This is a genomic window from Pseudoalteromonas rubra (assembly GCF_000238295.3).
GTDB lineage: Bacteria > Pseudomonadota > Gammaproteobacteria > Enterobacterales > Alteromonadaceae > Pseudoalteromonas > Pseudoalteromonas rubra.
Window position 1 is genome coordinate 1 of the sequence record NZ_AHCD03000037.1, and the last position, 25,377, is coordinate 25,377.

Consider the following 25,377-nt stretch of genomic DNA (forward strand, 5'->3'; position numbering starts at 1 on the left):
GGGTAATGTTGGTGCTTGTAGCTACAATCGTAGAATACTCTACCGATTGCAGTAACACTGTGAAAAAGGTCGCTTCCTTGTAAAAGGTGCTGCCTTTTTTAATGCCTGAAATATGACAATGGATAGTTCAGTGTGGAAGTACATCCATGTAGCGACGCCCATCGCGCATCTCGATAATTGCTCCTGCATTATTCTACTTCCCCACATCCATGTGGGTCCATGCGCTCACCTCCTCGTGCTGCGAAGCGGTGGTGACTCAAGGCTTCCTGCCTTACGCTCTTCGAGCCAGCGTAGCTGTTCAAAAATATTCCAGATATTTTTGTCGTTCATTCGTCGCCCTTGCGCAAAGGAAATGCTAGTGCAAGCACTGTGTCATTAGCCCTTTACACGATAGGTGGCGCCTTCCACAGGGTAATGTAGGTGCTTGTAGCTACAATCGTAGAATAATCTACCGATTGCAGTAACACTGTGAAAAAGGTCGTTTCCTTGTAAAAGGTGCGGCCTTTTTTAATGCCTGAAATAGGGCGATGGAACATGCGGTGTGGAAGTACACCCATGTAGCGATGCCCATCGCGCATCTCGATAATTGCTCCTGCATTATTCTACTTCCCCACATCCATGTGGGTCCATGCGCTCACCTCCTCGTGCTGCGAAGCGGTGCTTTGTTCATTCGTCGCCCTTGCGAACGGAGAGTGCGGGATAAGCATCTGGTCAAATGGTGGCAGGTGATTTGTCATGTAGTATAAAGTTGCAGCTGTTGTTATTTACGCATCAATGAATGGTTATAATCGGACACAATTTTGAATCAGGAAACAGAGAGGAAAACCTGATTAACTAATAGTTATAATACGAGCCCATAATCAATAAATACACTTTGTTAGCCTGAAGTTGAGTCATTTTATTCACAGTCTTTGGCGAACGGAACGCTCATTTCATTGGTATAAAAAGTATTACATTCAGGTATATTATTGGCTGGTTGATATTTGTTCAATTATTCGTTTTTTCTGAATGTATAATGAACATTTTCATTGACAGAACTGTACCTATGTGTAGAATTTAGGTAACTTTTTTAATATAAAGATAAATGGAAATGAAATACTCAATTATCCCTGCTGCTGCACTAGTAATGTTGTCTGGCTGCGCAAGCGTTATGACTTCTGATATGCAAACTATTCAGGTAACAACAAACACAGGTAAAGTTGTTGAAGTGACTGCTGATGGTAACCAGTCAAACACGCCAGGTGCCGTTCAGGTACTAAGAGACGGTCAGGACAAAGTGATCAGAACAACAGCTGCGGGCTGTGCTTCTGAAACACCAGTTAAGAAATCTGTCACGCCTGCATTCTTCGGTAACATCGTGATTGGTGGTCTGCTGGGTTCAACCACAGATGCCTCTACAGGTAAAATGTGGGATTATGCAGACAGCGTAGAAATTCAGTGTGATAACTAAGCTGTAGCGCAAGTATGAAACAAATATTAAGCTGTTTTATAACAGCTTTTTTTTTATTTACTGCTCAGGCTGTTGCCCTTACCACAGCGCCATTGGAGCGTCTCGCTGAGTCAAAACAGTGGCATCTGTTACTTCATCTAGATGACAATGGTATGCCTCAGATCGAGGACCCACAGTTTGTACTTTCTGCTGAGTCAGGCCGCTTCTCGGCAAAGGCTGAACTGGATAAAACACTGGCGTTAATGAATGAAGATCTCCACCTTGCTTATTGCCAGTTTCCCGCGCGAGTGACGCTGATATCGCAAGTCACGGGGCACACACTCTCTCCCGATATGGCACAACAATGCCCTGAATTACAAAAGTTTCTTGATTATGTTCCCTTTGATTCACTGACACTGGTTTTTGCATCAGAAGTGGTGACGTCTGCATCCAGTATGATGGGACATATCTTTTTTAAGGCTGAAGGCAAAAATCACAAAGGGACGGATGTGGCCCATTCTTTGGCTTATTTTACGGAAATCACCACATTCAACCCATTTAAACTACTGGTTGAAAGTACCTATACGGGAATGCCAGGGTTTTTCTCTGTGCGGCCATTTGCCAAAGATTTGGTGAAGTATCGTGATATTGAACAGCGCAGCTTGTGGCAGTATAAATTAAAGGCAGACCCTGAAAAGTTATCGTTACTGCAGTTACACTTATGGGAGCTTAAAGGCAAAGAGTTAGTATATTATTTTCAATCGTATAACTGCGCTACGATGACTCTGGAACTATTGGCTCTGCTTAATACCGATATTATTGATGAAAAAGGCAGCATAGTATCACCTTTGGATGTTGTTAAGGCAGCTAAAGCGCATCAGCAAGTAGATACAGTGCATGTCGATGCATCAGATTTATGGCTCGTACATGCCATGTCCGATGAGCTACCGGCCTCCAGTCTGGCCAGAATGGAGCAGTTGCTTGCCAATGATTTGTCTGCCCTGGATCAGATGTCATTAACGCCGCTTGAGAAAGAGTACCTGACGAGATCGCTGAAATACCTGCCTGTCTCCGAACGTGCACAGACGCAGGTTACGCATCTTCAGGCTGAAGTCGATCAGCATCAGCTTAATCTGATGCATCACAAAATGCCGACTAAAGCCCCCCAAGATTCTTCTTTTGATCTGCGATTTGCGAGGCAAAGAAATGGCCATGATGTAATTAAACTAGGCTGGTTACCTGCCGGACATTTTTTGCAAAGTGATAATCGCCAGTACTTGTCGGAATCAGAATTGCAAATGGGTTATACCGTCTTGGCTTATGATTTTGATGCGCAAAGTTTGAGTCTGGATGAGCTGACGCTTTATAAAGCCCGATCTTTAGCGGCATCTCTGCCAGCATTTGGACAATTATCTTCACAGGTGTACTTTGGTTACCGGCCACAAAAAACGCAACAGCTCGATGAAAAGTCGTTGCTGGAGCTCTCAGGTCTTGCTGGCAAATCATATCAGTTACACAGAGATATATTGGGTTATTGGTTACTGGGTGGGGGGGTGACATCGGATGTCAGTCATACCCGTGGCTATATCAAAGCCATGGCTGGCTTATCGGCCGATGTACTGGTAGACAGTAAATTTACGCTGGAGTTGGGGGCGACAAGTGGTGCTGTCGCTGAGTCAAGCCGCAGTCATTACTTAAATACCTCCCTGAGCTGGTTTATGACTCAGGACAGTATGTTCAACCTGTCTTTTAAACTAGAACGTAATCGTGATTATGAAAACCATGAGTTGGGTGTGCAATTTGTTCAACATTATTAGGTGCATGGTGACTTAATTATTGCTCTATCGTGCATCCAGTGCTTCACTTAATCGGTGAATGACAATTTATCAGTGGGTGCATTATGGCATTAGTTTCTTATAACCGGGTGGGGGCGTTTTGTTGGGCAGAGCTATGCACCAGCAATTGGCAAGAGGCAAAAACCTTTTACACGCAACTTTTTGATTGGGGGTTTGATGACCAACCGATTGGAGAGGGCGCTTACTATACTATGCTGCAAAAGCAGGGCGATGATATTGCTGCTATGTATCAGATGATGCCGCAGCAGAAAGAAGCGGGTGCGCAGAGCCAGTGGTTGAGTTATATCGCTGTTGAGAATGTGGATGAGATGGCAGACAGAGCACAGGCTCTGGGCGCTGAGATCATTGCTGGCCCGCATGATGTGCCTGAAGCGGGCAGAATGGTGATGTTACAGGAGCCCGCTGAGGGGGCCCATTTTGCGCTTTGGCAGGCAAAAGAGCACCCGGGGTGTCACCGTGAACTGGAAGCTAATGTGCCTTACTGGTTTGAACTGGCGACACGCAGTAGTCAAAAAAGCAGAGCGTTTTACAGTGCTTTGCTGGGCTGGCAGGCGCAAGATAAGCCGATGGAAGGCATGGATTATGTGTTGTTCAGCGCACGCGACACGGTTGTCGCGGGCATGCTACAGATGAGCGAAGAATGGGGAGATGAAATCCCCGCACATTGGATGACCTATTTTGCGGTGCTGGATTGCGATACCATGGCTGACAAAGCTCGTACATTGGGTGGGCAAGTGTGTGTGCCGCCGACGGATATCCCTCAGGTTGGCCGTTTTGCCGTGATCACAGATCCTCAGGGGGCTGTTTTTTCAATTATCCAATCTCAAATGCACGACATAGAGCCTTGACGCACATACGGCTCAGGTGTGGCTATCTGTACTTGGGTCTAACGAGATCAGCTGCCCCTGACACTGGGAAAAGGCGTTTTCCAGTCGTTCTGCATATTGCCTGAGCTGCCCGCTTTTTCTTATTGCTTTTATGTGGGCACTGAGCTTTGGCACCAGAGCTTGATGCTTTTTATGGACATAATGGTAAATGGTAAAAGTACGCTCTGAGGCCGTTTTACTATATAGCGTGGTGAGTCCGGATTCACACAGAGAGCCTAAGGCGTATTTATCGGTGGCTAATATCCGATTGACGCGGCCGCGGCTCAGTGCCTGATAGGCAGAAATGTCATTCTGAACACGGTTGCAATTGAGCTGGTGCTGCTGGCAAAACCAAACCGTGATCAGGTTACCGGCAATGATGGCCAGGTCTGTTTCATAAGACAGGTCACAGTACTTCGGATCTGTACATAGCAGCATTAATTTGAGTTGACCGAGTGGCGCAGGCACCGCAATTAAATTGGCATAGCGTGCACCGATTAAATCAACGCGTCCGGCCTCGGCATCCAGTTCTCCCTCATTTACCAATTGCAGGCCACGCTCACTGGGCAAAAATTCAAACTCTGGTTGGATCCCCAATGGCGCATAAATGGCGCTGAACATCGCTGTGATTTGCTGCTGTCCCAGTGTATATGACAAAGCCTCGCTGATATTAACACGGTAGGTGTTTGCAAACGCAGCTGGCAGCCACAACAGGGCGATCAGAATGAAATATCGTGGCAAGAGTGTACTCCCTTAACTGGCGTTCTTTAAAGGTAGCAGAACCTGCTGAGGCTGAAAGTAATCACGGCAATCTATAGAATGGCAGGTATGCTAATGTGAGTGCAGACAAACAAATGGGAGAAAGATATGTCAAAACATGTGGTGATCACCGGGGCCAACCGTGGTATTGGTCTGGAGTTATGCCGGCATTACATAGCAGCGGGTGATCGGGTAACGGCAGTTGTACGTCGAACGTCGGATGAGCTTCAGTCCCTGGGGGTGACAATCCTTGATGGCATTGATGTCAGTATTGCTGAAGATGTTGGCACTTTGTCATCAGCGCTGGGAGACCAGGTTATTGATGTATTGATTAATAATGCCGGCATTTTTCACAATGAAACCCTGCAACAGATGGATTTCTCTGCGCTGGAGCAGCAGTTGATGGTCAATGCTGTCGCCCCTGTGCGCGTGACACATGCGTTACAGCGTAATCTGGTTGCGGGAAGCAAAGTGGCGATGATCACCAGTCGAATGGGCTCCATCGAGGACAACGGCTCGGGGGCTTATATTGGCTATCGTATGTCCAAAGCGGCTCTGAACGCGGCTGGGGTGAGTCTGGCACATGAGCTAAAGCCGCAGGGGGTTGCCGTGGCGTTGCTTCACCCGGGGTTTGTACAAACGCAGATGGTCAATTTTGCCGGTGATATTTCTGCGACAGACGCCGCGCAGCGTCTAATTCAACGTATCGCCGAGTTAACGTTGGAAACCAGTGGTGGATTCTGGCACGCCAATGGCGATCGCTTGCCCTGGTAAGGGCAGGATAGTGCACCGGAAAGGGGCAAAGTTGTGCTAAACTTCGGGCAGGTATTTGCATAAATGAGCTAATTTTCATGGAACTTCAAGAAAACACCCCGCTAAACCTGCCTCTGTTTAAACTGGATGATAACCTGGCTGAGCGCGACATTGCGCAGCCTGACCTGACACTGGAAGTTATTCTGGATGCCAATTTACTGGCCAATCTCTGTCAGAACCCTGCGCCTGAGCAAAGTGTGAGTATTCCACTTGAGGGTTATCAGGTCAGCAATATCGAACACCAGGTGGCTGAGGTATTGAGCCATGGCCACCAGGCGCAGTTGTTGCTCAATCACGGTCCGGTCCTGAGTGCCGTTTTAAGCTGTGAAAGCGAGGTCGTGTTTGTTTCTCCGCCAATGGAAATGATGCCCACATTCGATTTAGGGCTTGATGACGAAGAGGGCGAGTAATGCGCAGATCGGGCTGGATACTGATTGGCTTAGTTACGTTTTTAAGTGGGTGTGTCGCATTGGGAATGAATCATTACGATGATTTGTTTGGGCCACAGCAGGTGCAGCAGCGCATCCAACCACAATCAGAGCCGCATGGCGCGGCATATTTGAGCGATATTAAGCCAATCCTGGATACCCGGTGTGTGGTGTGCCATGGCTGTTATGATGCGCCCTGTCAGCTTAAATTGAGCTCACCAGAAGGCATAGATCGGGGGGTAAGTAAAACCCGGGTTTATGATGGTACCCGCTTACTGGCCGAGTCTCCAACCCGTTTGCTGTTCGATGCACAGTCTACGTCACAATGGCGCGATAAGGGGTTTACCCCGATCCTCAACGAGCGCGTGCAAACCGAATATGCCAACCTCAATGCGAGTGTGCTGTATAACAGCTTGCTACTCAAACATACTCAGCCGTTTGCTCAGCAAGGGCTGCTGCCTCAGCATTATGATTTTTCATTAGACAGAGCACAAACCTGTCCGACGATGGATGAATACCCGGACTATGCCAAAGAGCAGCCGCATGCAGGGATGCCCTATGGGTTGCCTGCACTAACGAACAGTGAATTCGCACAACTCACACAATGGATTAAGCAAGGCTCACCAATGAGTCAGATAGCCCCACCCAATGCGGATGAGCAACTGGCCGTTGCAAAGTGGGAAAGCTTCTTAAATCAGGATGACAATAAGTCTCGCCTTGCCGCCCGATACATCTATGAGCACTGGTATCTGGCGAATGCTTATTTTGACCACCTGGATGGCGACGCCTTTTTTAAGCTAGTACGTTCTAAAACGCCGCCGGGAGAGCCCATCGAACTGATTGCGACGGTCAGGCCATTTGATGATCCCAAAGTTGCACGGGTTTATTATCGCTTGATGCAGGTGCGCAGCACTATCTTGTCTAAAACGCATATGCCGCTGGCATTGAATGACGACAAACTGGCGCGGTTGCAGACGCAGTTTATTCACAGTGATTATCAGGTGTCGCAGTTACCGGGCTACGCGCCTAAACTGGCAGCGAACCCTTTTAAAGTGTTTGCGGCGATCCCCGTGAAGTCACGGTATCAGTTTATGCTCGATGAAGCGGAATTGATCGTCAAAGGCTTTATCAAAGGCCCGGTGTGTCGGGGTCAGATTGCCCTGAACGTGATCAACGACCACTTCTGGGTGGCTTTTGTGGACCCGGATAAAAATGCCTCGCCGGCTGTGGCACAACTGCTGACCCGTCATGATGATGATCTGATCTTACCGGCGGCAGAGCAGAGTAATGTTTTGCCATTATCCAGCTGGGCGAAATATGCCAAGCGCCAGCATGATTATCTGGAAGCGAAAACGGCCTTGTCTAATCAGGTATTTGCCGATGGCAAGCAACTCAACCTTGACCTGATCTGGCAAGGAGAGGGGCATAATCAGAATGCGGCATTGACCATTTTCCGCCACTTTGACAGCGCCACTGTGGTGAAAGGGTTCATTGGACAAGCCCCTAAAACCACCTGGGTGCTGGATTATGCGTTGTTTGAGCGGATCCATTATTTACTGGTCGCTGGCTTTGATGTGTATGGGAATATTGGCCATCAGCTGGTGACCCGTTTATATATGGATTTTCTGCGTCTCGAAGGTGAGCAGAACTTTCTGAATTTGCTGCCGCTCAGTCATCGCCAGGCGATTAAACAGCACTGGTATCGCAAATCTCATCTTAGCCTCAGTGAGTTCATTAATCGTAAGTCATTGCTGGGGACACCATCAGGGATCCACTATCACAGCAACGACCCGCAGGCAGAGCTGTATGCCATGTTAAAAGCGCACCTGAAGCCGATACTGAATGACGCTTATGATTACACCACTGTTCCGTCAGCATTGCAGCCACTCAATACATTGCCTGTACGCGCGATTAATCAGCTGCCTCAGGTGTCGTTTATTTTGGCTGTTGATGACAAAGGCGAGCATCAGCCTTATACCCTGATCCATCATAATGCACACTTTAATATTTCGAGCCTGCTGAACGAGGAAGGTCAGCGAGCGTACGAGGAAGACACCGCGACAGTAGTGCCTGGGTTTATCGGCGACTACCCGGAAGCCATCTGGCACCTGCCGAATCAGGCGCATATAGACGCTTTTGTGCAACAGCTGGTCGAAGTACGTAGCGAGTCGGATTACCGGATGCTAAAAGCCACATTTGGGATCCGCAGAACACACCCGCAGTTTTGGCAATACAGTGACCTGTTGCACCGTGTTGCCCGTGACGTGCGGGGTGTGGAGTACGGATTGTTTGACTACAACCGATTGGAAAATAGGTAACTAACAGCGGGCTCAGACCCGCTTGTGGCTATTTCAGATTACTGGCGGCACGGACCGCTGCCAGCAGCACACTTTCTTCCAGACGTACTTTGTAATTGGGGTTGGCATACTGAAACTGTACCAGGCCCGCTTTATCAATGACAAAGACAGCTGGCACTGGCAGCGCCACTCGGTTTTTGCCATCCAGGTCGACAAACTGTACACCCATGCGATCGCGATAGGCTTTAGCCGTTTTGTCATCGAGGTAATATGCCAGTCCCAGTGCCTGAGTTAGAGCAAGCTGGTTATCCGAGAGTAACCGGTAATTGGGTGAACTGATGGTACTTTTGCTCAATGCTTCTGGGCTGTCGGGTGAAACTGCAACTATCTGTGCATCCAGCTCAACAATCTGCTTTTCAATTTTCTGCAGCCCAGCCAACTGGCGAGAGCAATATGGGCACCAGCCACCACGGTACACTACCAAAACGGTGGTTTTGTCCTGATATAACTTGCCTAAATCGATGGCTTTGGCGTTGTTATCCTGCAACGTTAAAGCAGGGGCTGTGAGCCCAGGAAGTAAGGGGGAGACCTGCTCCGGGTGATCACTGATGTTAGTGGCTTGCGCAGCTGACAAAGAAAAAGACAGTAGTTGCGAGACTGAGAGTGTTATCGCAAGAAGTATGGATCGCATGTAAAACCTCAAAAATGTATTTATGACTCCTAATAGAACGGGGCAGAGCAAAAAAGCTTTCATCGTGGCATTTGCACCACTGTGTGGGTATCATAGCGCTTTGACTGAATTGTGAGAGTGAGAGCCAAATATGTCTGCAAATAGTGCAAAGCTGGTTGTGATGCTAGAGATGCAAAACGCCATGAATACCAAAGTGCATGAGCAATGGTTCAGCCAGGGGTTTGAGTGGTACCGTGCCATCTGGGTTGAGTGTGCAGAAATGTTGGACCACTATGGCTGGAAGTGGTGGAAAAAACAAACCCCGGATACTGAGCAAGTGATCCTGGAGTTGGTCGATATTTTCCACTTTGGTCTGTCACTGCGCATTGACGGTGAAACGACTTATGAGGCACTGGCAGCACAGTTGGATAGTGAGTTGTCTCAGCCTTTATATGCCGAAGATTTTAAGGCAACGCTGGAAGTACTTGCTGCATCGGCTGTGGCCGATAAAACTTTTAATGCCGCCGCTTTTGCTGGGTGTATGCAGCAGATTGGTATGAGCATCGACGATCTATATCGAGGATATGTGGGTAAAAACACCCTGAACTTCTTCCGCCAGGATCACGGATACAAAGATGGCAGCTACATCAAAGAGTGGCATGGCAAAGAAGATAATGAGCACCTGGTTGAAGTGGTGAAAAGCCTGGATACAGAACATCCAGACTTTGCTAAGCAGGTATATCAGGGCTTGCAAGCACGCTACCCTGGCTGATCAGCTGAGCGGTAGTAACGTGCGGTAGTCGCAAATGGCCGGGTAATCAGTGATGTCGTTATGAGGTTGCTGGCTATCCGGGTTCGCGATGGCCAGCAAATGCCCGATGCCATATTCTCTGGCGGCGGCCAACACCGCCAGGCTGTCATCGACAAATAAGGTGCGGCTTTTATCAAACCCCAGATCAGCCTGAACCTGTTGCCATAGCTGTTGGCTTTCCTTACTCACCCCATAGCTGTGCGTTGAGATCAACTTATCCAGGTATTGGTCAAACTGCGTTCTTTCTACTTTAAGGCTTAAGCTATCCGGGTGCGCATTGGTGAGTAAAATCAACTCTTTTCCGGCTGCTTTTAATGCTTGCAAAAATGCCGGCACATCTTCGCGAACAGAAATCAGGTGCTGGATCTCGCGCTTGAGCTCCATAATGGGTAATTGGAGCTGTTGTTGCCAGTAATCCAGGCAATACCATTCAATTTGCCCCATGACGGCTTCGTAGCGCGCGAGGATATCAGCCCGGGCTTGCTCCAGTGTCAGGCCTTGCTTAACGGCATGGGCTTTTGGGATCACGTCCAGCCAAAAGTGATTATCAAAATGCAGGTCGAGTAATGTGCCGTCCATATCCAACAACACAGTATCGATCTTTGACCAATTTAACATAGGCATTTACCTGTAAAGGCTTTATGATGAGGTTAATCGCCATGATAGCAAAATAATCTCTATGTCACAGAAAAAGCACCCAATTCCCCCTGAGATAATAGCCTCTGAGGTTGTCGCAAAAAGTAAGCTCTTTACCGTTGAGTCACTGTCGCTGTCATTTTCCAATGGTGAGCACCGCGAGTATGAACGTGTTCGTGGCGGCGGCCGGGGCGCTGTAATGATAGTGCCCATATCAGCCGAAAATGAGCTACTATTAGTGAGAGAATATTGCGCGGGGACACATGATTATCAGCTTGGCTTTCCAAAAGGGCTGATTGATCCGGGGGAAACCCCCATTGAAGCGGGAAACCGTGAGTTAAAAGAAGAAGTTGGCTTTGGCGCTCACCAATTTTGTGATTTGAAAACTTTATCACTGGCACCCAGCTACTTTAACGCCAGAATGCATATTTTAGTGGCCCAGGATTTATATCCGGAGCAATTGGCCGGTGATGAACCTGAACCGCTGGTGGTGGTAAAGTGGCCCATGGCGCAATGGCAAGGGTTACTGAGCCAGCCCGACTTTACTGAAGCCCGCAGTGTCGCCGCGTTGTTGTTGCTACAACAGTACCTGACAACGGAGGCTTAATGCAGTCATTTTTAGAGCCCTGTATTACCCTTGCCGAACAGGCAGGACAAGCGATCATGGCCATCTATCAGCAAGACGACATAGGTGCGCGGGAAAAGTCGGATCATACACCGGTAACGGCGGCTGATCTGGCTTCGAATGAAGTGCTGACCGCGGGGCTGCAAGCCCTGGCCCCGGATGTACCGATCATGTCTGAAGAGACTCCGATCCCCCCGCTGGAAAATCGACAACACTGGCAACGTTACTGGCTGCTGGATCCTATGGACGGTACCGGTGAGTTCATTCTTGAAAGTGGCGATTTTGCTGTCAACATCGCGTTGATTGAAAATAACCAGCCTGTACTTGGTGTGATCCATTGGCCGGCAAAAGACGTGACCTATTTTGCTACTCATCAGGGTGGTGCGTTTAAGCGTATTGCTGGACGCGATGAGCCGATTTCTGTTGCCCCAAAAAGTACCCTGACTCTGGCTGTGAGCCGCAGACAAAAAATTGAGGCTGTAAGTCAGTATTTAAACAGCCAGTTTGATACGGTGGCACTGGGGTCTTGTTCGCTTAAGGCGTGCATCGTGGCTGAAGGAAAGGCTGACTGTTTTTTACGGGTTGGGCCGACCGGTGAATGGGACACGGGGGCATCACAGGTGATTGTTGAAGAAGCTGGAGGTTGTATCACGGATGCTGAATTTAACCCGCTGACATACAATCAAAGAGAAAGTACAGAAAATCCCGATTTCATTGTGATGGGTCATCCCGACTGGCAGTTTCAGAAGCTGATTAATCCGCATCAGAGAGAGCAATAGCCTGGCGGTCGTTTTGGCCGCTAAGACAATAAATGTCATATTCGGGCGTTAAAATAGAGTGGTTTGACTGCTTTTTGAGCGGTTGGTGCCCTTTTCTCGATTAATACCTTGCAATATTAAATCAATTCTATATTATAGCGACCTCTTAAAGAGTTAGGGCAAATTAAGCCTCATAAAATACTGTTTAAGTGCTTCTCTCAACGGAAGTAAAACGTTGAAAATACAGGCGCGGGATGGAGCAGCCTGGTAGCTCGTCGGGCTCATAACCCGAAGGTCGTCGGTTCAAATCCGGCTCCCGCAACCACTTTCTGAGTGGTAACGCCGAAGGTCGTCGGTTCGCTCTTAATAAATCAAGGGCTCCCGAAACCACTTTCTGAGTGGTTACTACTTCTCTCAACAGAAGTAAAACGTTGAACATACAGGCGCGGGATGGAGCAGCCTGGTAGCTCGTCGGGCTCATAACCCGAAGGTCGTCGGTTCAAATCCGGCTCCCGCAACCACTTTCTGAGTGGTAACGCCGAAGGTCGTCGGTTCGCTCTTAATAAATCAAGGGCTCCCGAAACCACTTTCTGAGTGGTTACTACTTCTCTCAACAGAAGTAAAACGTTGAACATACAGGCGCGGGATGGAGCAGCCTGGTAGCTCGTCGGGCTCATAACCCGAAGGTCGTCGGTTCAAATCCGGCTCCCGCAACCACTTTCTGAGTGGTAACGCCGAAGGTCGTCGGTTCGCTCTTAATAAATCAAGGGCTCCCGAAACCACTTTCTAAGTGGTAACGCCGAAGGTCGTCGGTTCGCTCTTAATAAATCAAGGGCTCCCGAAACCACTTTCTAAGTGGTAACGCCGAAGGTCGTCGGTTCGCTCTTAATAAATCAAGGGCTCCCGAAACCACTTTCTGAGTGGTTACTACTTCTCTCAACAGAAGTAAAACGTTGAACATACAGGCGCGGGATGGAGCAGCCTGGTAGCTCGTCGGGCTCATAACCCGAAGGTCGTCGGTTCAAATCCGGCTCCCGCAACCACTTCCTAAGTGGTAACGCCGAAGGTCGTCGGCTCGCTCTTCATAAATCAAGGGCTCCCGAAACCACTTTCTGAGTGGTTACTACTTCTCTCAACAGAAGTAAAACGTTGAACATACAGGCGCGGGATGGAGCAGCCTGGTAGCTCGTCGGGCTCATAACCCGAAGGTCGTCGGTTCAAATCCGGCTCCCGCAACCACTTTCTGAGTGGTAACGCCGAAGGTCGTCGGTTCGCTCTTCATAAATCAAGGGCTCCCGAAACCACTTTCTAAGTGGTAACGCCGAAGGTCGTCGGTTCGCTCTTCATAAATCGAGGGCTCTCGCAACCACTTTCTGAGTGGTTACTACTTCTCTCAACAGAAGTAAAACGTTGAACATACAGGCGCGGGATGGAGCAGCCTGGTAGCTCGTCGGGCTCATAACCCGAAGGTCGTCGGTTCAAATCCGGCTCCCGCAACCACTTTCTGAGTGGTTACTACTTCTCTCAACAGAAGTAAAACGTTGAACATACAGGCGCGGGATGGAGCAGCCTGGTAGCTCGTCGGGCTCATAACCCGAAGGTCGTCGGTTCAAATCCGGCTCCCGCAACCACTTTCTGAGTGGTTACTACTTCTCTCAACAGAAGTAAAACGTTGAACATACAGGCGCGGGATGGAGCAGCCTGGTAGCTCGTCGGGCTCATAACCCGAAGGTCGTCGGTTCAAATCCGGCTCCCGCAACCACTTTCTGAGTGGTTACTACTTCTCTCAACAGAAGTAAAACGTTGAACATACAGGCGCGGGATGGAGCAGCCTGGTAGCTCGTCGGGCTCATAACCCGAAGGTCGTCGGTTCAAATCCGGCTCCCGCAACCACTTTCTGAGTGGTTACTACTTCTCTCAACAGAAGTAAAACGTTGAACATACAGGCGCGGGATGGAGCAGCCTGGTAGCTCGTCGGGCTCATAACCCGAAGGTCGTCGGTTCAAATCCGGCTCCCGCAACCACTTTCTGAGTGGTTACTACTTCTCTCAACAGAAGTAAAACGTTGAACATACAGGCGCGGGATGGAGCAGCCTGGTAGCTCGTCGGGCTCATAACCCGAAGGTCGTCGGTTCAAATCCGGCTCCCGCAACCACTTCCTAAGTGGTAACGCCGAAGGTCATCGGTTGACTTCTCATATTTCACTGCATTATCAACCCAATTTCTCGTTTCAGTAACTTTTCGGTGCTTTACTCCAAGCTATCCGTTTACGTTTTTCCGTTACACTAATCATCAAGATGTTTTCTCGCATTATTAGTTTTACTTTAGTGTTTCTCTGTCTGGTTTCATCAGGCTGTTTGTCCGTCAATTAGGATTGGTCGAATACAGCGCTGTTCTGAGTTGGGACAGTGCAAAAAGGCCGTTGATATAGGGAAGGAAATCGAGCTTGGCAGGAAGAAGGAGAAGTGGCAGGGCCACTTCTCACAGCAGGTTAAAACTGTTTTGCGTATTCTTCTGCATGACGCCATACGCGCAGGGTGTTGCCACCCAGTATTTTTTTGATCTGTCCTTCGGTGTAGTTGCGATCCAACAGGCCCTGTACCAGATTAGGATAAGTAGAGACGTCTTTTAATCCGATAGGCAGTGAATCACCCACACCGTCATAATCGGAGCCAATTCCTACATGGTCGATACCAATGAGCTCTACGACATGATCAATGTGATCGAGTACTTGCTCCAAAGTGGCGTACGGGAACGGGTTTTTCGCACGATATGCCGCTCTGAAATCGGTTTTACTTTTACCCTGACTGGTTGCTTGCGCTTCCGCTTCATTACGTTGATCGTACCAACTGCGCGAGCTGGCTGTGACAAAGCTTGAACCAAAGTTAATTTGAATGACGCCGCCATTCTTTTTCAGGGCTTTGAGCATATCGTCATCCATATTGCGCTCAAATCCTGGTGTGTATTTACGCAATGAGGAATGCGATGCAATCACTGGGACTTTAGACAACTCCATCACTTGATAGAAGGCCGCATCAGAAATATGTGAGACATCGATCAGCATGCCAATCTTATTCATTTCCACGACAAGCTCTTTACCAAATGGGCTCAGGCCCTTCCATTTACGGCGAATGTCGTATGACGAGTCAGAAATGTGGTTGCTTTGTGAGTGAGCCAGAGTGATATAGCGAACGCCTCTGTCAAAGAAGTGCTTCAGGTTATTTATATCACCTTCAATGGGGGAGCCGTTCTCCATGCCCATTGCAACCGAGATTTTCTTTTCACGAAATTGACGAAGGATATCTTTGGTATTGTAGGCCATAGCAAATTTATCTGGTGCACGCTGCGCCAGCGCTTCCATGCCATCTATTAGCTGGTTCGCCAGTTGGTAGCTTTTACCTTTGCCTTCAAACTCCAGATTCGCAGGAATATATATCGACATAAAGGGGGCGTTCAGGCCGCCCTGCACGGCACGGGGATAATCAAAGTCGCCGCCTTTCGTGGCCTTAGTGACATCTTCCCAGTGCTCTTTGATACGATATGGGACGTCGATGTGAGTGTCTATCAGCAGGTTCTGCTGAGCGATGCGGTGGGCGCGCTCAGATACCTTAATGTCGCTGGCGTAGGCATTCGACAGGCTTAAAGCCAGGGCGCAGAGTGTAGCGGGTAACTTCATGGATTGACCTTGTTATTCTTTGTAGTGTGTGTCGATTGTAGCAAGTTGGCGTTTATCTACAATCCATTCTGTCGGTTAGCCCGTGGGACTGACCGAAATTAGTCGTAGTTGTATTCCTCGGTCTGCATCGTCTGAAATTGGGCTTTTGAGACAATATTGACGGACTCATGCAATTCGGAATAAACCAGCAAGGCTTCTCCTGACTTAAGCTGAGCATGAACCTGCTCGACCTTGCGCTCTGTGCTGATTTCACTGTCACCATAGTCGGTGCCTTCACGCAGCACATAATGCTCAATCAGATTGCTTAGCGTGGCGGGGTCCAGTTGCTGATATGGAATGATCATAATGTCTTTAAACTCGATGATTTAGTAGTGAGTGTAAATAAGCGGGGACAATTTGCTCAAGCCAGAAAACGGGCTTGAAAGGATTGCGCCCGGCAATAAAGCCGACATGTCCCCCTTGTGGTGACACTGCCAGCGTAACCTGATCGCTGATCTGAGTCTGAGTGGGGATCGCGCGGGTCGACAGCATGGGATCATCGGCGGCATGGATCAGCAGAGTTGGGGTGGCGATCTGCTTCAGATAGGGTTGCGCACTGGCTTTGGCGTAGTAATCTTCTGCGCCCTTAAAACCATGTAATGGTGCGGTGATCCGCTCATCAAACTGCCATAGATCACGGATCTGTTGAATCTCATCGCGGCCGATCTGGAGTGCCCCTTCTATTTGATCAAATTTACGTGAGAAGGAGCGCTTCATGCGATCAAGCAGGTACTTTTGATACAGTTTAAAACAGCTCTTACGGATCACCTGGCAGGAAGAAGACAAGTGGTAGGGTGCAGAGATCACAGCGGCCCCATCCAGCTGGCTGTCATGACCTTGCTCCCCAAGATATTTGGCCAGTACATTGCCGCCCAGTGAGAATCCCACTGCGTACAAGGGACGATCAACAAAGCGTTGTTTCAGGGTTTGCAGTAAAAAAGCCAGATCGCCGGTTTCACCGCTGTGGTAGGCCCGGGGCTGACGGTTCACCTGACGTGAGCAGTTGCGAAAGTGCATCAGTACGGCGTCCAATCCGGCAGTGGTGAGTGCGCGCAGCAGCCCTTTGGCATAAAAACTATTGATGTTACCTTCAAGTCCATGCAGCACGACAACCAGCGGAGCTTGTTGATTCCCCTTATTCGCCCAGGCCAGTTCTAGAAAGTCATCATCGGGTGTCTCGAGATGCTCGTAGCGCACATCGGCTTTCAGGGTTGGCCTGAACAGACGGGGCAAAATGGTTTGCAGATGACGGTTGCGCATCCACCAGGCGGGTTGAAAGGTTAACTCTGACGGCTTTAACATGTGGTTTGTATTTCCTGTAAATACCTCTGCGACGGTGAGGCTCATGTATGCACCCAAAAGAGCAATCGCATCGTGTGACGCCAATCAAAAAGCGGGGGATGATGAGCCTGAAAATGCCATCAGTGTATCAAACTGCGGGAAATAACCAAAAGAATGTTCGGGTAATACCAATTTGCTTAATTAAGTGTTCTATTTTGAGGCGAGAAAATAGGGTCGATAACCAGACAAAAATTTGTGAACCTATGTCTAAGGTATAAGGTTCTAAATGAGAAATTTTTAACGCCGTTAGCGTCCTATTTGCTCCTTCAAATTGAACAGGTATTAAGTGAAATTGGTATAATAAAAAGCACCCGATCAGCTGGGCTGATAAGGTGCTTTGTGCGTCGTGCTTAATTCTAGAACGGGAACTAATTGCTTAACGTTTCAACAACATGTTTCGAATAACATAAAAGAGTGTCGACGATTTACTCAGGTACTTCTGCTTCTTGCACTTTCTTGATGAAGTAGTAGACGTAGAAACAACACAGTACGATTACCACGCCCAAGATGCCGAAAGAGAGAAATAACACTGGGTCAGTAAAAAAGTCTCTGAAGAATACGTTCATGTCTGTGCCTCCTGATTTGTCGATGGAGTAATCTTAGTCGAGCATGCACAGCGCAGATATGATCAAGATCAAGTTTCCCGGGGCCCTATTCAGAACTCGGTAAATTGCTTGATCCCGATCATGTTTTTGCGGGGATAGTGAGCCTTTGGGTGGGAGTCAGGTAGTGTGCCAGGTTATCTGGGTGCGGGTTTTGTTGGGGGGCTTGTTGATTGAGGTAGTCAATAAGCATAGCTTGCTGGTACTTTTCCTGGGCTAGTTCAGCATTGAGCATATGCTGGCGCAGCTCATCATACGCCTTATAGTGCTGATGCTGCTGTTTCAATATGCGGCGTATTTGACGCTGGGGATGCAAGACGGTGCGGTCAAATGTATCACACAGCCCGTGCAATGCCTGAACTTGCGTTACATTAAGTGACAGGTCACGTGCGTCGAGGTACATCAACAGTAAAATCAGATTGATGTTTTTGTGTTCGTTATCTTGCAGTGCGAGCAGGGCATCCTGCATGCCTGCACGCGCATAGTGCGCGCAGGCAAAAGTCCAGAAATCTGCAGCGTCTAGCATATCTCGCCACTTTGCTCGAAATGGGTCTGTTTTTCTTCGAGCTCCTCCAGAGCCATAAGCAGCGCCTCTTCGGTATCGTTTAACTGCGGTGTGAGTTTAGCTTGTTGAGCCAGCAACTCACTGAGCTTCCCTTTATTTTGTTCGGAGTAAAGGTCGTTATCAGACAATGCCGTTTCAACTTCCCCAAGTGCAGCGCTGAGTTTATCGAGCTCTTTCTCCAGTTTGTCGATCGATTTTTTCAGAGGTTGTACGGCCTTGCGGAATTCCGCTTCCAGACGCTTCTGTTCTTTTCGATTAACACTTGAGTGGGCTTTGTCTTCGTTGCTGTCTTTGCGCGCGGCTTCTTTATTGGCGTTAAGTAGCCACTGGTAATAGGCATCTAAGTCATAACCAAAGGCGCTCACTTCACCCTGATCGACCAGGTAATACTCATCCGCGGTGTGTTTAAGCATATGGCGATCGTGCGATACGGTGACCATAGCCCCTTCAAAGCCTTGCAATGCCATCACCAGCGCATGACGCATTTCGAGATCCAGGTGGTTAGTGGGCTCATCCAGCAGTAACAGGTTCGGTTTTTGATACACCAGCATGGCGAGCACCAGGCGCGCTTTTTCGCCTCCAGAGAAAGGTTTGACCGGCTCCAGGGCTTTGTCGCCGTTAAAGGCGAAGCCACCCAGAAAATCGCGTAGTGACTGCTCACTGGCTTGTGGGTCGAGACGCTGTATGTGAGTAACCGCACTGGCACTGAGATCCAGCGATTCCAATTGATGCTGGGCGAAATAGCCAATCTTCAGCCCCTGATGCTGAAAAACCTCTCCCGCTTGCGGTGATAGTTCACCGGCAAGCAGTTTTGAACAGGTATTAAGTGAAATTGGTATAATAAAAAGCACCCGATCAGCTGGGCTGATAAGGTGCTTTGTGCGTCGTGCTTAATTCTAGAACGGGAACTAATTGCTTAACGTTTCAACAACATGTTTCGAATAACATAAAAGAGTGTCGACGATTTACTCAGGTACTTCTGCTTCTTGCACTTTCTTGATGAAGTAGTAGACGTAGAAACAACACAGTACGATTACCACGCCCAAGATGCCGAAAGAGAGAAATAACACTGGGTCAGTAAAAAAGTCTCTGAAGAATACGTTCATGTCTGTGCCTCCTGATTTGTCGATGGAGTAATCTTAGTCGAGCATGCACAGCGCAGATATGATCAAGATCAAGTTTCCCGGGGCCCTATTCAGAACTCGGTAAATTGCTTGATCCCGATCATGTTTTTGCGGGGATAGTGAGCCTTTGGGTGGGAGTCAGGTAGTGTGCCAGGTTATCTGGGTGCGGGTTTTGTTGGGGGGCTTGTTGATTGAGGTAGTCAATAAGCATAGCTTGCTGGTACTTTTCCTGGGCTAGTTCAGCATTGAGCATATGCTGGCGCAGCTCATCATACGCCTTATAGTGCTGATGCTGCTGTTTCAATATGCGGCGTATTTGACGCTGGGGATGCAAGACGGTGCGGTCAAATGTATCACACAGCCCGTGCAATGCCTGAACTTGCGTTACATTAAGTGACAGGTCACGTGCGTCGAGGTACATCAACAGTAAAATCAGATTGATGTTTTTGTGTTCGTTATCTTGCAGTGCGAGCAGGGCATCCTGCATGCCTGCACGCGCATAGTGCGCGCAGGCAAAAGTCCAGAAATCTGCAGCGTCTAGCATATCTCGCCACTTTGCTCGAAATGGGTCTGTTTTTCTTCGAGCTCCTCCAGAGCCATAAGCAGCGCCTCTTCGGTATCGTTTAACTGCGGTGTGAGTTTAGCTTGTTGAGCCAGCAACTCACTGAGCTTCCCTTTATTTTGTTCGGAGTAAAGGTCGTTATCAGACAATGCCGTTTCAACTTCCCCAAGTGCAGCGCTGAGTTTATCGAGCTCTTTCTCCAGTTTGTCGATCGATTTTTTCAGAGGTTGTACGGCCTTGCGGAATTCCGCTTCCAGACGCTTCTGTTCTTTTCGATTAACACTTGAGTGGGCTTTGTCTTCGTTGCTGTCTTTGCGCGCGGCTTCTTTATTGGCGTTAAGTAGCCACTGGTAATAGGCATCTAAGTCATAACCAAAGGCGCTCACTTCACCCTGATCGACCAGGTAATACTCATCCGCGGTGTGTTTAAGCATATGGCGATCGTGCGATACGGTGACCATAGCCCCTTCAAAGCCTTGCAATGCCATCACCAGCGCATGACGCATTTCGAGATCCAGGTGGTTAGTGGGCTCATCCAGCAGTAACAGGTTCGGTTTTTGATACACCAGCATGGCGAGCACCAGGCGCGCTTTTTCGCCTCCAGAGAAAGGTTTGACCGGCTCCAGGGCTTTGTCGCCGTTAAAGGCGAAGCCACCCAGAAAATCGCGTAGTGACTGCTCACTGGCTTGTGGGTCGAGACGCTGTATGTGAGTAACCGCACTGGCACTGAGATCCAGCGATTCCAATTGATGCTGGGCGAAATAGCCAATCTTCAGCCCCTGATGCTGAAAAACCTCTCCCGCTTGCGGTGATAGTTCACCGGCAAGCAGTTTAATCAACGTAGACTTACCTGCACCATTGCGGCCCAGCAGGGCGATACGGCTACCCGGCACCAGATTGAGTTTAATCTTGTGTAAGATAGTCACCTCACCATATCCGGCCTGGGCTTGATCTAATGTCATCAGCGGGTTAGGCATGCTGTCAGGGTTGCTGAACTCAAAGCTAAACGGTGAATCAGCATGGGCGGGCGCCAGCTTTTCCATGCGCTCCAGGGCCTTAACCCGACTTTGAGCTTGTTTGGCTTTACTCGCTTTGGCTTTAAACCGGGTGATAAATTGTTCCAGGTGGGCAATGGTGGCTTGTTGTTTTTCGTATAACGCCTGTTGCTGCGCCATGCGCTCGGCCTTTTGGCGTTCAAACTGGGAGTAGTGGCCTTTATAAACGTTGAGCTGCTGTTGATCTACATGCCAGATTTGATCGACCACCGCATCGAGAAACTCCCGGTCGTGTGAGATCAGGACCAGGGTGCCCTGATAGGCTTTTAAGAAACGTTCGAGCCAGTATACCGCATCGAGGTCAAGGTGGTTGGTCGGTTCATCCAGCAGTAACAGGTCGGCATCGCGGATCAATGCCTGGGCGAGGTTCAGCCGCATTCGCCAGCCACCAGAAAAGGCACTGACCGCGTCGCTTAGTTGTGCATTGCTAAAACCCAGACCATGTAATAGTTCCCCGGCTTTGGCTTCTATTGAGTAGCCGCCAACTACTTCTATCTGCTGATGCAGACGAGCCTGCTCGGCACCGTCGCCTGACGCCTCGGCGCTGTGCAGTGCACTGCGCAGCGCATAATATTCGGGGTGACCCTGTAGCACGTATTCCAGCGCACTGACAGCCAGCGCGGGCGTTTCCTGCTTTACGGATGCAATGGACCAGTCTTTCGGAATTTGCAGCTCGCCCGCATCCAGATGTAATTCTGATTTGAGCAACGCAAACAAGGAGGATTTGCCACACCCATTGGCGCCGACCAGGCCCACTTTGTGCTGTGGAAATAAGGTGGCGCTGGCATTTTTAAGCAGCGTTTTACCACCGCGCATAAGTTCAATATTCGAAAGCTGGATCATACCGTTACATCACTGTTTACTAATGCGCCCATCATAACACGGATCCCTGCGGACACTCCAAGCGTATCAACCACAGAGAATATAGGTTAAAATAGCCGGCCAGGGCGCGCAGCCCGTGATATGAATCGTCAACTGAACCGTTTACGGATCAGCTAACCTGAGGTAACTAAAGGTGAGAAAGAAAAAACGCTTTATTGCAGGGGCATCTTGTCCTGAGTGTCACGAAGCTGACGTCATGATGTTGTACAAAGAGCATGACGTGGAAAAGGTGGAATGTGTGAAGTGTGGTCATATCATGACACAGCCGAAAGAAGCTGTTCAGGCCTCAACACGCCAGTTTGAGCAGGTTATCGGGGTATTCAGGCCAGAATAATCGGAGCACAAATGGCTTGGCTCCGTAGCCGGGTCAATAATGTGGTGGAGGCGGCTCCTGATGCTGGGGCATCATGCCTGGATCTTTACCTTCTTTGATTTTTTCTGCCAGTAACTCAATCTGCCGCTGCATGATTGCCAGACGTGCCTGATGCGCACTCAGTTCGTTGTTTAAAATCTCTATGGTTTCGTCCTGAAACGCCACTTTGGCTTCCAGTTCGTTAATGCGATCTTCGAGGTCTGTCATGGTTACTCTCTTGCAAATTGTTCTAACAGGCCGCTGGAGCTCTCTGTCAGCAGGGTTTCATCATCTCCGGTAAACGCCACATCAAAGACAACAGCAGACTTAGGTCGGCTTCCCTCACGTGGTTTGACGCGCCAGGTCGCCAGCTTTTCGCCACTATCAACCTGCCACAAGGTCAGTTGTCTGTTTGGCGAGCCTGTTGCAATGAACTGCCCATCCTGATTAAAGCGCACGGCACTGAATATTTTCTGCCGCGCAATATACTGTAATTGCGCTTTGATTTCACCTGATGTGAGTTGCCAGATGCTGGCCTTTTTCATACTGTCTGCCGTGAACGCGTAGCGTCCCTGGGGGTCCAGGGCGACTTTAGTGACCCGGCTGGGGTGATTGAACCTATGAATAACCTGGCCGGTCCGGGTATCCCAAAAGTAGGCGCTGTAATCATTTGCGCCGGTTAGCGCAAAGTGGCCATTGGGTGATAAGGCAATACTGTTAATTTTTTCTTGGTGGCCAAGGAACTCTATGCGCCTGCCGCTTTCTAAGTCGAGATGCACAACCACATTGTCGCTGCGTCCATATAAGACATAGCGGCCTGCATTGCTGATTGCGATGTCGCGAATGGTGCCTTGTTCAATCTGGTAATAGCCAATATTTTGTCCATCTGACAAGCGCCAGATAGCAAAGCGGTCGTTGGCTGCGGTGACGGCGCTGGAGTTATCATGGGCAATGGCCAGAGAGTGCACCAGTTCATCCGCTTGCTGGGACTGGGACCACTGATATTTTAAACCATGGGTGGTGTTATCCCATAAAACCACACCGTGTTCGATGGATGACACTAAACTGTAACGCCCATCGTGTGAAATAGCCGCGGCAAATGCACCACGCGCGGCATGTTCAACGGTCAGCAATGCATCTGAGCTGTCTGTTGAACAACCAGATAACAGGGATGCGATGATAATTAAAGCAGTTTGAGCGTTGTGCCGTAAAAATTTGGGCATAAAATCGGTATTTCCTCTTAACTCCATGATTTGCACCGAGTAGACTAATGGGTAATTTGTAGAGGCCACAAAACTGATATTAGCCTATCGGTACATCAATGTCGCCGATCTCGAAATGAATTTTGCGTCAAAAAGAGAAATTTGGCTTTATGCGCTACGGATGGTAATGTGACATCCACCCTTTTTTAAGATTAATATAATTTTAACAAAGACACCCAACCAGGATAGTGATATTTGACTCTGAGCCTGGGTTTGTCGGAGAGAAAACATGAAACACACAATTAAGTTATCTTTAGTGGCTGCCTCGGTTCTGGCACTGGCCGCTTGTAACCAAAAAGCAGAAGAAAAAACAGCGCAAGTTGCAGAAGTAAAGCTGGAGACTGAAGTTCAACAGCAAGCTTATGGTATCGGTGCATCCGTTGGTAACTTCCTGCAAAAAGATATGGCAGATAAAAAAGAGCTGGGTATTGAACTGGATCAGGCACTGATCATGCGCGGCTTTAAAGACGCACTAGATGGTAATGCAAAACTGGACGAAGCGAAAATTCGTGAAGTACTGACTGCATTGGATTCTTCTGTACGTGAAAAGCAAGCGGCGAAAGCGCAAGCTGATGCTGAGAAGAACAAAGTTGAAGGTGCTGAGTACCTGGCTGAAAACGCGAAGAAAGATGGCGTAAACGTCACTGACTCGGGTCTACAGTATGAAGTACTGAGCGAAGGTGAAGGTAAAAAGCCAGTTGCAACTGACATCGTGAAAGTACACTACAAAGGTACTTTGCTTGACGGTTCTGAGTTCGACAGCTCTTATGCACGTAACCAGCCTGCTACTTTCCCACTGAACCAGGTTATCGCGGGTTGGACTGAAGGTCTGCAGCTGATGGCGGTTGGCTCTAAGTACAAGTTCACTATTCCTTCAGAGCTGGGCTACGGTGAGCGCAACCTGGGTAAAATCCCTGCTAACTCAACCTTGGTTTTCGAAGTAGAGCTGCTGGAAATCCAGGAAGAGAAAGAGCACGGCCACGATCACGCGCACGACTCAGAGTAATGCCTGCTGATGCCTCATCTAAAGGTGAGGCAACTGAAAGCAGATATAAAAAAAGGACCGTCAGGTCCTTTTTTTATATCAATTTTCGAGGTCAAGCACAGCTGATATTAATCTTCGCTGTGATTGGCATAGAGGTTATCGATGAGCTCATCTTCGAGTGCAAAGCGTAATTCAAGGGCTTCACCGAGCTCAGACAGGTCTTTGTCAAAGTCTGACATCAGTGTTTCGGACTGCATTTCTGCGTACTTGTCGTTAAAGTCCAGCGCCAGATCGGTCGTGTCAGTGATACGAGGGTACAATGACTGCGCCAGTTTCAGGCTTTGTGGGCCCTTTTCTTTGCACGCTGCGACTAGGTTGTCGTAAATCTCAAAGTGTCCGGCAGACAGGTAATCCATCAGGATCTGACAAAAAGTCTGAATTTGTAACTGATCAGGCAGTGCTCGGTCATCCTGCTCAAACGGAGACAGGCCTGCAACCTTACAATACAGCAGCAACAGCTCCTGTCTTTCAGCTAACCAGTTGTCGATAACGCTATGGCTACCTCCCCACCTTTGTTGGGCTTGTTCTAAGCGTGACAGCATAGTTATCTCCTTAGCGGGTCATCATCTGCCCGTGGCTTGCCAAAAACATCGGCACAGTGTGACCCAATACGGGGTCAAAACTTAATAGTGACCACCAAAAAGCGGTGATGCCGATTATGTTTATCTGTCTCCTATAAAAAGGAAATCTGATGAAAAGGTCAACCTCTTTTTTAACCAAGTGAGCAAATAACAGGGTGTGTTTCTGATGTAGGTGCGGGAATAACTCTTGTTTACGAGCGGATTGTATAAGCAGCAGGATGGGGTTGCTTGAAATGTTGAAAATTAGTTAAACAAAAAAGCCGCTTCAGGGGGTATTCCTGAGCGGCTATCAATGCAGTTTAGCAATAGAGCTTTATTTTTATTGGTTTTAAAGGTGTTTTTA

At 48.7% G+C, this 25,377-nt stretch carries 25 protein-coding genes, 11 tRNA genes and 1 pseudogene; 22 read left to right on the forward strand and 15 right to left on the reverse strand.

What is annotated here, in order from left to right; genetic code table 11:
* Nucleotides 1–1,090: 1,090 nt before the first annotated feature.
* The 3 genes from PRUB_RS18035 to PRUB_RS18045 all read left to right on the forward strand — a co-directional run bounded on the left by PRUB_RS18035 (nucleotide 1,091) and on the right by PRUB_RS18045 (nucleotide 4,133).
* Nucleotides 1,091–1,450, forward strand: a complete 360-nt coding sequence (locus tag PRUB_RS18035) for a hypothetical protein (RefSeq protein WP_010387012.1) — start codon at nucleotides 1,091–1,093, stop codon at nucleotides 1,448–1,450.
* 14 nt (nucleotides 1,451–1,464) lie between these two features.
* A complete protein-coding gene (locus tag PRUB_RS18040; RefSeq protein ID WP_010387011.1) occupies nucleotides 1,465–3,246 on the forward strand; it encodes a lipoprotein N-acyltransferase Lnb domain-containing protein in 1,782 nt (593 codons plus the stop codon).
* Between the two features lie 83 nt (nucleotides 3,247–3,329).
* A complete protein-coding gene (locus PRUB_RS18045; RefSeq protein WP_010387010.1) occupies nucleotides 3,330–4,133 on the forward strand; it encodes a VOC family protein in 804 nt (267 codons plus the stop codon).
* Between the two features lie 12 nt (nucleotides 4,134–4,145).
* Here the strand turns inward: PRUB_RS18045 and PRUB_RS18050 are convergent, their stop codons facing one another.
* A complete protein-coding gene (locus PRUB_RS18050) occupies nucleotides 4,146–4,892 on the reverse strand; it encodes a type 2 periplasmic-binding domain-containing protein (protein ID WP_010387009.1) in 747 nt (248 codons plus the stop codon).
* 126 nt (nucleotides 4,893–5,018) lie between these two features.
* Here PRUB_RS18050 and PRUB_RS18055 point away from each other — a divergent pair, with 126 nt between their 5' ends.
* The 3 genes from PRUB_RS18055 (at nucleotide 5,019) to PRUB_RS18065 (ending at nucleotide 8,469) form a co-directional block, all read left to right on the forward strand.
* Nucleotides 5,019–5,684, forward strand: coding sequence for an SDR family oxidoreductase (locus PRUB_RS18055; protein WP_010387008.1), 666 nt, complete (start codon nucleotides 5,019–5,021; stop codon nucleotides 5,682–5,684).
* 77 nt (nucleotides 5,685–5,761) lie between these two features.
* A complete protein-coding gene (locus PRUB_RS18060) occupies nucleotides 5,762–6,133 on the forward strand; it encodes a hypothetical protein (protein ID WP_010387007.1) in 372 nt (123 codons plus the stop codon).
* Complete coding sequence (locus PRUB_RS18065; RefSeq protein ID WP_010387006.1) at nucleotides 6,133–8,469, forward strand: fatty acid cis/trans isomerase; 2,337 nt, start codon at nucleotides 6,133–6,135, stop codon at nucleotides 8,467–8,469. The genes PRUB_RS18060 and PRUB_RS18065 overlap by 1 nt, the downstream gene beginning before the upstream one ends.
* 28 nt (nucleotides 8,470–8,497) lie before the next feature.
* Here the strand turns inward: PRUB_RS18065 and PRUB_RS18070 are convergent, their stop codons facing one another.
* The gene (locus PRUB_RS18070) at nucleotides 8,498–9,139 is read right to left on the reverse strand and encodes a peroxiredoxin-like family protein (RefSeq protein WP_010387005.1); all 642 of its coding nucleotides are present in this window, start codon (nucleotides 9,137–9,139) and stop codon (nucleotides 8,498–8,500) included.
* 130 nt (nucleotides 9,140–9,269) lie between these two features.
* Between PRUB_RS18070 and PRUB_RS18075 the strand changes: the two genes are divergently transcribed.
* Nucleotides 9,270–9,890, forward strand: coding sequence for a dUTP diphosphatase (locus tag PRUB_RS18075; RefSeq protein ID WP_010387004.1), 621 nt, complete (start codon nucleotides 9,270–9,272; stop codon nucleotides 9,888–9,890).
* Here the strand turns inward: PRUB_RS18075 and yrfG are convergent, their stop codons facing one another.
* Complete coding sequence (yrfG, locus tag PRUB_RS18080; RefSeq protein WP_010387003.1) at nucleotides 9,891–10,547, reverse strand: GMP/IMP nucleotidase; 657 nt, start codon at nucleotides 10,545–10,547, stop codon at nucleotides 9,891–9,893.
* A gap of 61 nt (nucleotides 10,548–10,608) precedes the next feature.
* Between yrfG and nudE the strand changes: the two genes are divergently transcribed.
* The 13 genes from nudE (at nucleotide 10,609) to PRUB_RS18145 (ending at nucleotide 14,103) form a co-directional block, all read left to right on the forward strand.
* Nucleotides 10,609–11,172 (forward strand): ADP compounds hydrolase NudE, encoded by a 564-nt coding sequence (gene nudE / locus PRUB_RS18085; protein ID WP_010387001.1) that lies wholly within the window; start codon nucleotides 10,609–10,611, stop codon nucleotides 11,170–11,172.
* Nucleotides 11,172–11,969, forward strand: coding sequence for a 3'(2'),5'-bisphosphate nucleotidase CysQ (gene cysQ / locus PRUB_RS18090; protein WP_010387000.1), 798 nt, complete (start codon nucleotides 11,172–11,174; stop codon nucleotides 11,967–11,969). The genes nudE and cysQ overlap by 1 nt, the downstream gene beginning before the upstream one ends.
* Nucleotides 11,970–12,196: 227 nt before the next feature.
* Nucleotides 12,197–12,273: transfer RNA gene (locus PRUB_RS26840), tRNA-Met, on the forward strand.
* Between the two features lie 119 nt (nucleotides 12,274–12,392).
* A tRNA-Met gene (locus PRUB_RS26700) sits at nucleotides 12,393–12,469 on the forward strand.
* A gap of 119 nt (nucleotides 12,470–12,588) precedes the next feature.
* Nucleotides 12,589–12,665, forward strand: a tRNA-Met gene (locus tag PRUB_RS18105).
* Nucleotides 12,666–12,914: 249 nt separating this feature from the next.
* Nucleotides 12,915–12,991: transfer RNA gene (locus PRUB_RS18110), tRNA-Met, on the forward strand.
* A gap of 119 nt (nucleotides 12,992–13,110) precedes the next feature.
* Nucleotides 13,111–13,187 (forward strand) — tRNA-Met (locus PRUB_RS18115).
* Between the two features lie 184 nt (nucleotides 13,188–13,371).
* Nucleotides 13,372–13,448: transfer RNA gene (locus tag PRUB_RS18120), tRNA-Met, on the forward strand.
* 54 nt (nucleotides 13,449–13,502) lie between these two features.
* A tRNA-Met gene (locus PRUB_RS18125) sits at nucleotides 13,503–13,579 on the forward strand.
* Between the two features lie 54 nt (nucleotides 13,580–13,633).
* Nucleotides 13,634–13,710 (forward strand) — tRNA-Met (locus PRUB_RS18130).
* Nucleotides 13,711–13,764: 54 nt separating this feature from the next.
* Nucleotides 13,765–13,841 (forward strand) — tRNA-Met (locus PRUB_RS18135).
* A 54-nt stretch (nucleotides 13,842–13,895) separates the two neighbouring features.
* Nucleotides 13,896–13,972: transfer RNA gene (locus PRUB_RS18140), tRNA-Met, on the forward strand.
* 54 nt (nucleotides 13,973–14,026) lie between these two features.
* Nucleotides 14,027–14,103 (forward strand) — tRNA-Met (locus PRUB_RS18145).
* A gap of 336 nt (nucleotides 14,104–14,439) precedes the next feature.
* On the opposite strand, the gene PRUB_RS18150 is transcribed toward PRUB_RS18145, so the two are convergent.
* The 9 genes and pseudogenes from PRUB_RS18150 to PRUB_RS18180 form a co-directional block, all read right to left on the reverse strand.
* Nucleotides 14,440–15,624 (reverse strand): dipeptidase, encoded by a 1,185-nt coding sequence (locus PRUB_RS18150; RefSeq protein ID WP_010386999.1) that lies wholly within the window; start codon nucleotides 15,622–15,624, stop codon nucleotides 14,440–14,442.
* Between the two features lie 98 nt (nucleotides 15,625–15,722).
* Complete coding sequence (locus tag PRUB_RS18155) at nucleotides 15,723–15,968, reverse strand: YheU family protein (protein ID WP_010386998.1); 246 nt, start codon at nucleotides 15,966–15,968, stop codon at nucleotides 15,723–15,725.
* 7 nt (nucleotides 15,969–15,975) lie between these two features.
* On the reverse strand, nucleotides 15,976–16,965 hold the full coding sequence (locus PRUB_RS18160) for a hydrolase (protein ID WP_010386997.1): 990 nt from the start codon (nucleotides 16,963–16,965) through the stop codon (nucleotides 15,976–15,978).
* 464 nt (nucleotides 16,966–17,429) lie between these two features.
* Entirely contained in the window at nucleotides 17,430–17,570 is a 141-nt protein-coding gene (locus PRUB_RS26485) for a DUF3149 domain-containing protein (protein WP_010386996.1), read from the reverse strand.
* Nucleotides 17,571–17,688: 118 nt separating this feature from the next.
* Entirely contained in the window at nucleotides 17,689–18,132 is a 444-nt protein-coding gene (locus PRUB_RS18165; protein ID WP_010386995.1) for a TIGR02444 family protein, read from the reverse strand.
* Nucleotides 18,126–18,995, reverse strand: a pseudogene (locus PRUB_RS18170) (ATP-binding cassette domain-containing protein); the annotation flags it as partial. The gene PRUB_RS18165 and the pseudogene PRUB_RS18170, both read right to left, overlap by 7 nt.
* 141 nt (nucleotides 18,996–19,136) lie before the next feature.
* Complete coding sequence (locus PRUB_RS26490; protein ID WP_010386996.1) at nucleotides 19,137–19,277, reverse strand: DUF3149 domain-containing protein; 141 nt, start codon at nucleotides 19,275–19,277, stop codon at nucleotides 19,137–19,139.
* A gap of 118 nt (nucleotides 19,278–19,395) precedes the next feature.
* Nucleotides 19,396–19,839, reverse strand: a complete 444-nt coding sequence (locus PRUB_RS18175; protein ID WP_010386995.1) for a TIGR02444 family protein — start codon at nucleotides 19,837–19,839, stop codon at nucleotides 19,396–19,398.
* Nucleotides 19,833–21,755 (reverse strand): ATP-binding cassette domain-containing protein, encoded by a 1,923-nt coding sequence (locus PRUB_RS18180; RefSeq protein WP_010386994.1) that lies wholly within the window; start codon nucleotides 21,753–21,755, stop codon nucleotides 19,833–19,835. The genes PRUB_RS18175 and PRUB_RS18180 overlap by 7 nt, the downstream gene beginning before the upstream one ends.
* A 172-nt stretch (nucleotides 21,756–21,927) precedes the next feature.
* Between PRUB_RS18180 and PRUB_RS18185 the strand changes: the two genes are divergently transcribed.
* Nucleotides 21,928–22,128, forward strand: coding sequence for a YheV family putative zinc ribbon protein (locus PRUB_RS18185; RefSeq protein ID WP_010386993.1), 201 nt, complete (start codon nucleotides 21,928–21,930; stop codon nucleotides 22,126–22,128).
* 33 nt (nucleotides 22,129–22,161) lie between these two features.
* Here PRUB_RS18185 and PRUB_RS18190 read toward each other — a convergent pair whose 3' ends face one another.
* Together PRUB_RS18190 and PRUB_RS18195 are read right to left on the reverse strand one after the other, a co-directional pair.
* The gene (locus PRUB_RS18190; protein ID WP_010386991.1) at nucleotides 22,162–22,374 is read right to left on the reverse strand and encodes a SlyX family protein; all 213 of its coding nucleotides are present in this window, start codon (nucleotides 22,372–22,374) and stop codon (nucleotides 22,162–22,164) included.
* 2 nt (nucleotides 22,375–22,376) lie between these two features.
* Nucleotides 22,377–23,369, reverse strand: coding sequence for a WD40 repeat domain-containing protein (locus tag PRUB_RS18195; RefSeq protein WP_010386990.1), 993 nt, complete (start codon nucleotides 23,367–23,369; stop codon nucleotides 22,377–22,379).
* Between the two features lie 268 nt (nucleotides 23,370–23,637).
* On the opposite strand from PRUB_RS18195, the gene fkpA reads away from it, so the two are divergent.
* Nucleotides 23,638–24,414 carry an FKBP-type peptidyl-prolyl cis-trans isomerase gene (gene fkpA / locus PRUB_RS18200; RefSeq protein WP_010386988.1) on the forward strand — a complete coding sequence of 259 codons (777 nt, stop codon included), beginning with the start codon at nucleotides 23,638–23,640 and terminating at the stop codon, nucleotides 24,412–24,414.
* A 107-nt stretch (nucleotides 24,415–24,521) separates the two neighbouring features.
* On the opposite strand, the gene PRUB_RS18205 is transcribed toward fkpA, so the two are convergent.
* The gene (locus tag PRUB_RS18205) at nucleotides 24,522–24,995 is read right to left on the reverse strand and encodes an Rsd/AlgQ family anti-sigma factor (RefSeq protein WP_010386987.1); all 474 of its coding nucleotides are present in this window, start codon (nucleotides 24,993–24,995) and stop codon (nucleotides 24,522–24,524) included.
* Nucleotides 24,996–25,377 lie beyond the last annotated feature (382 nt).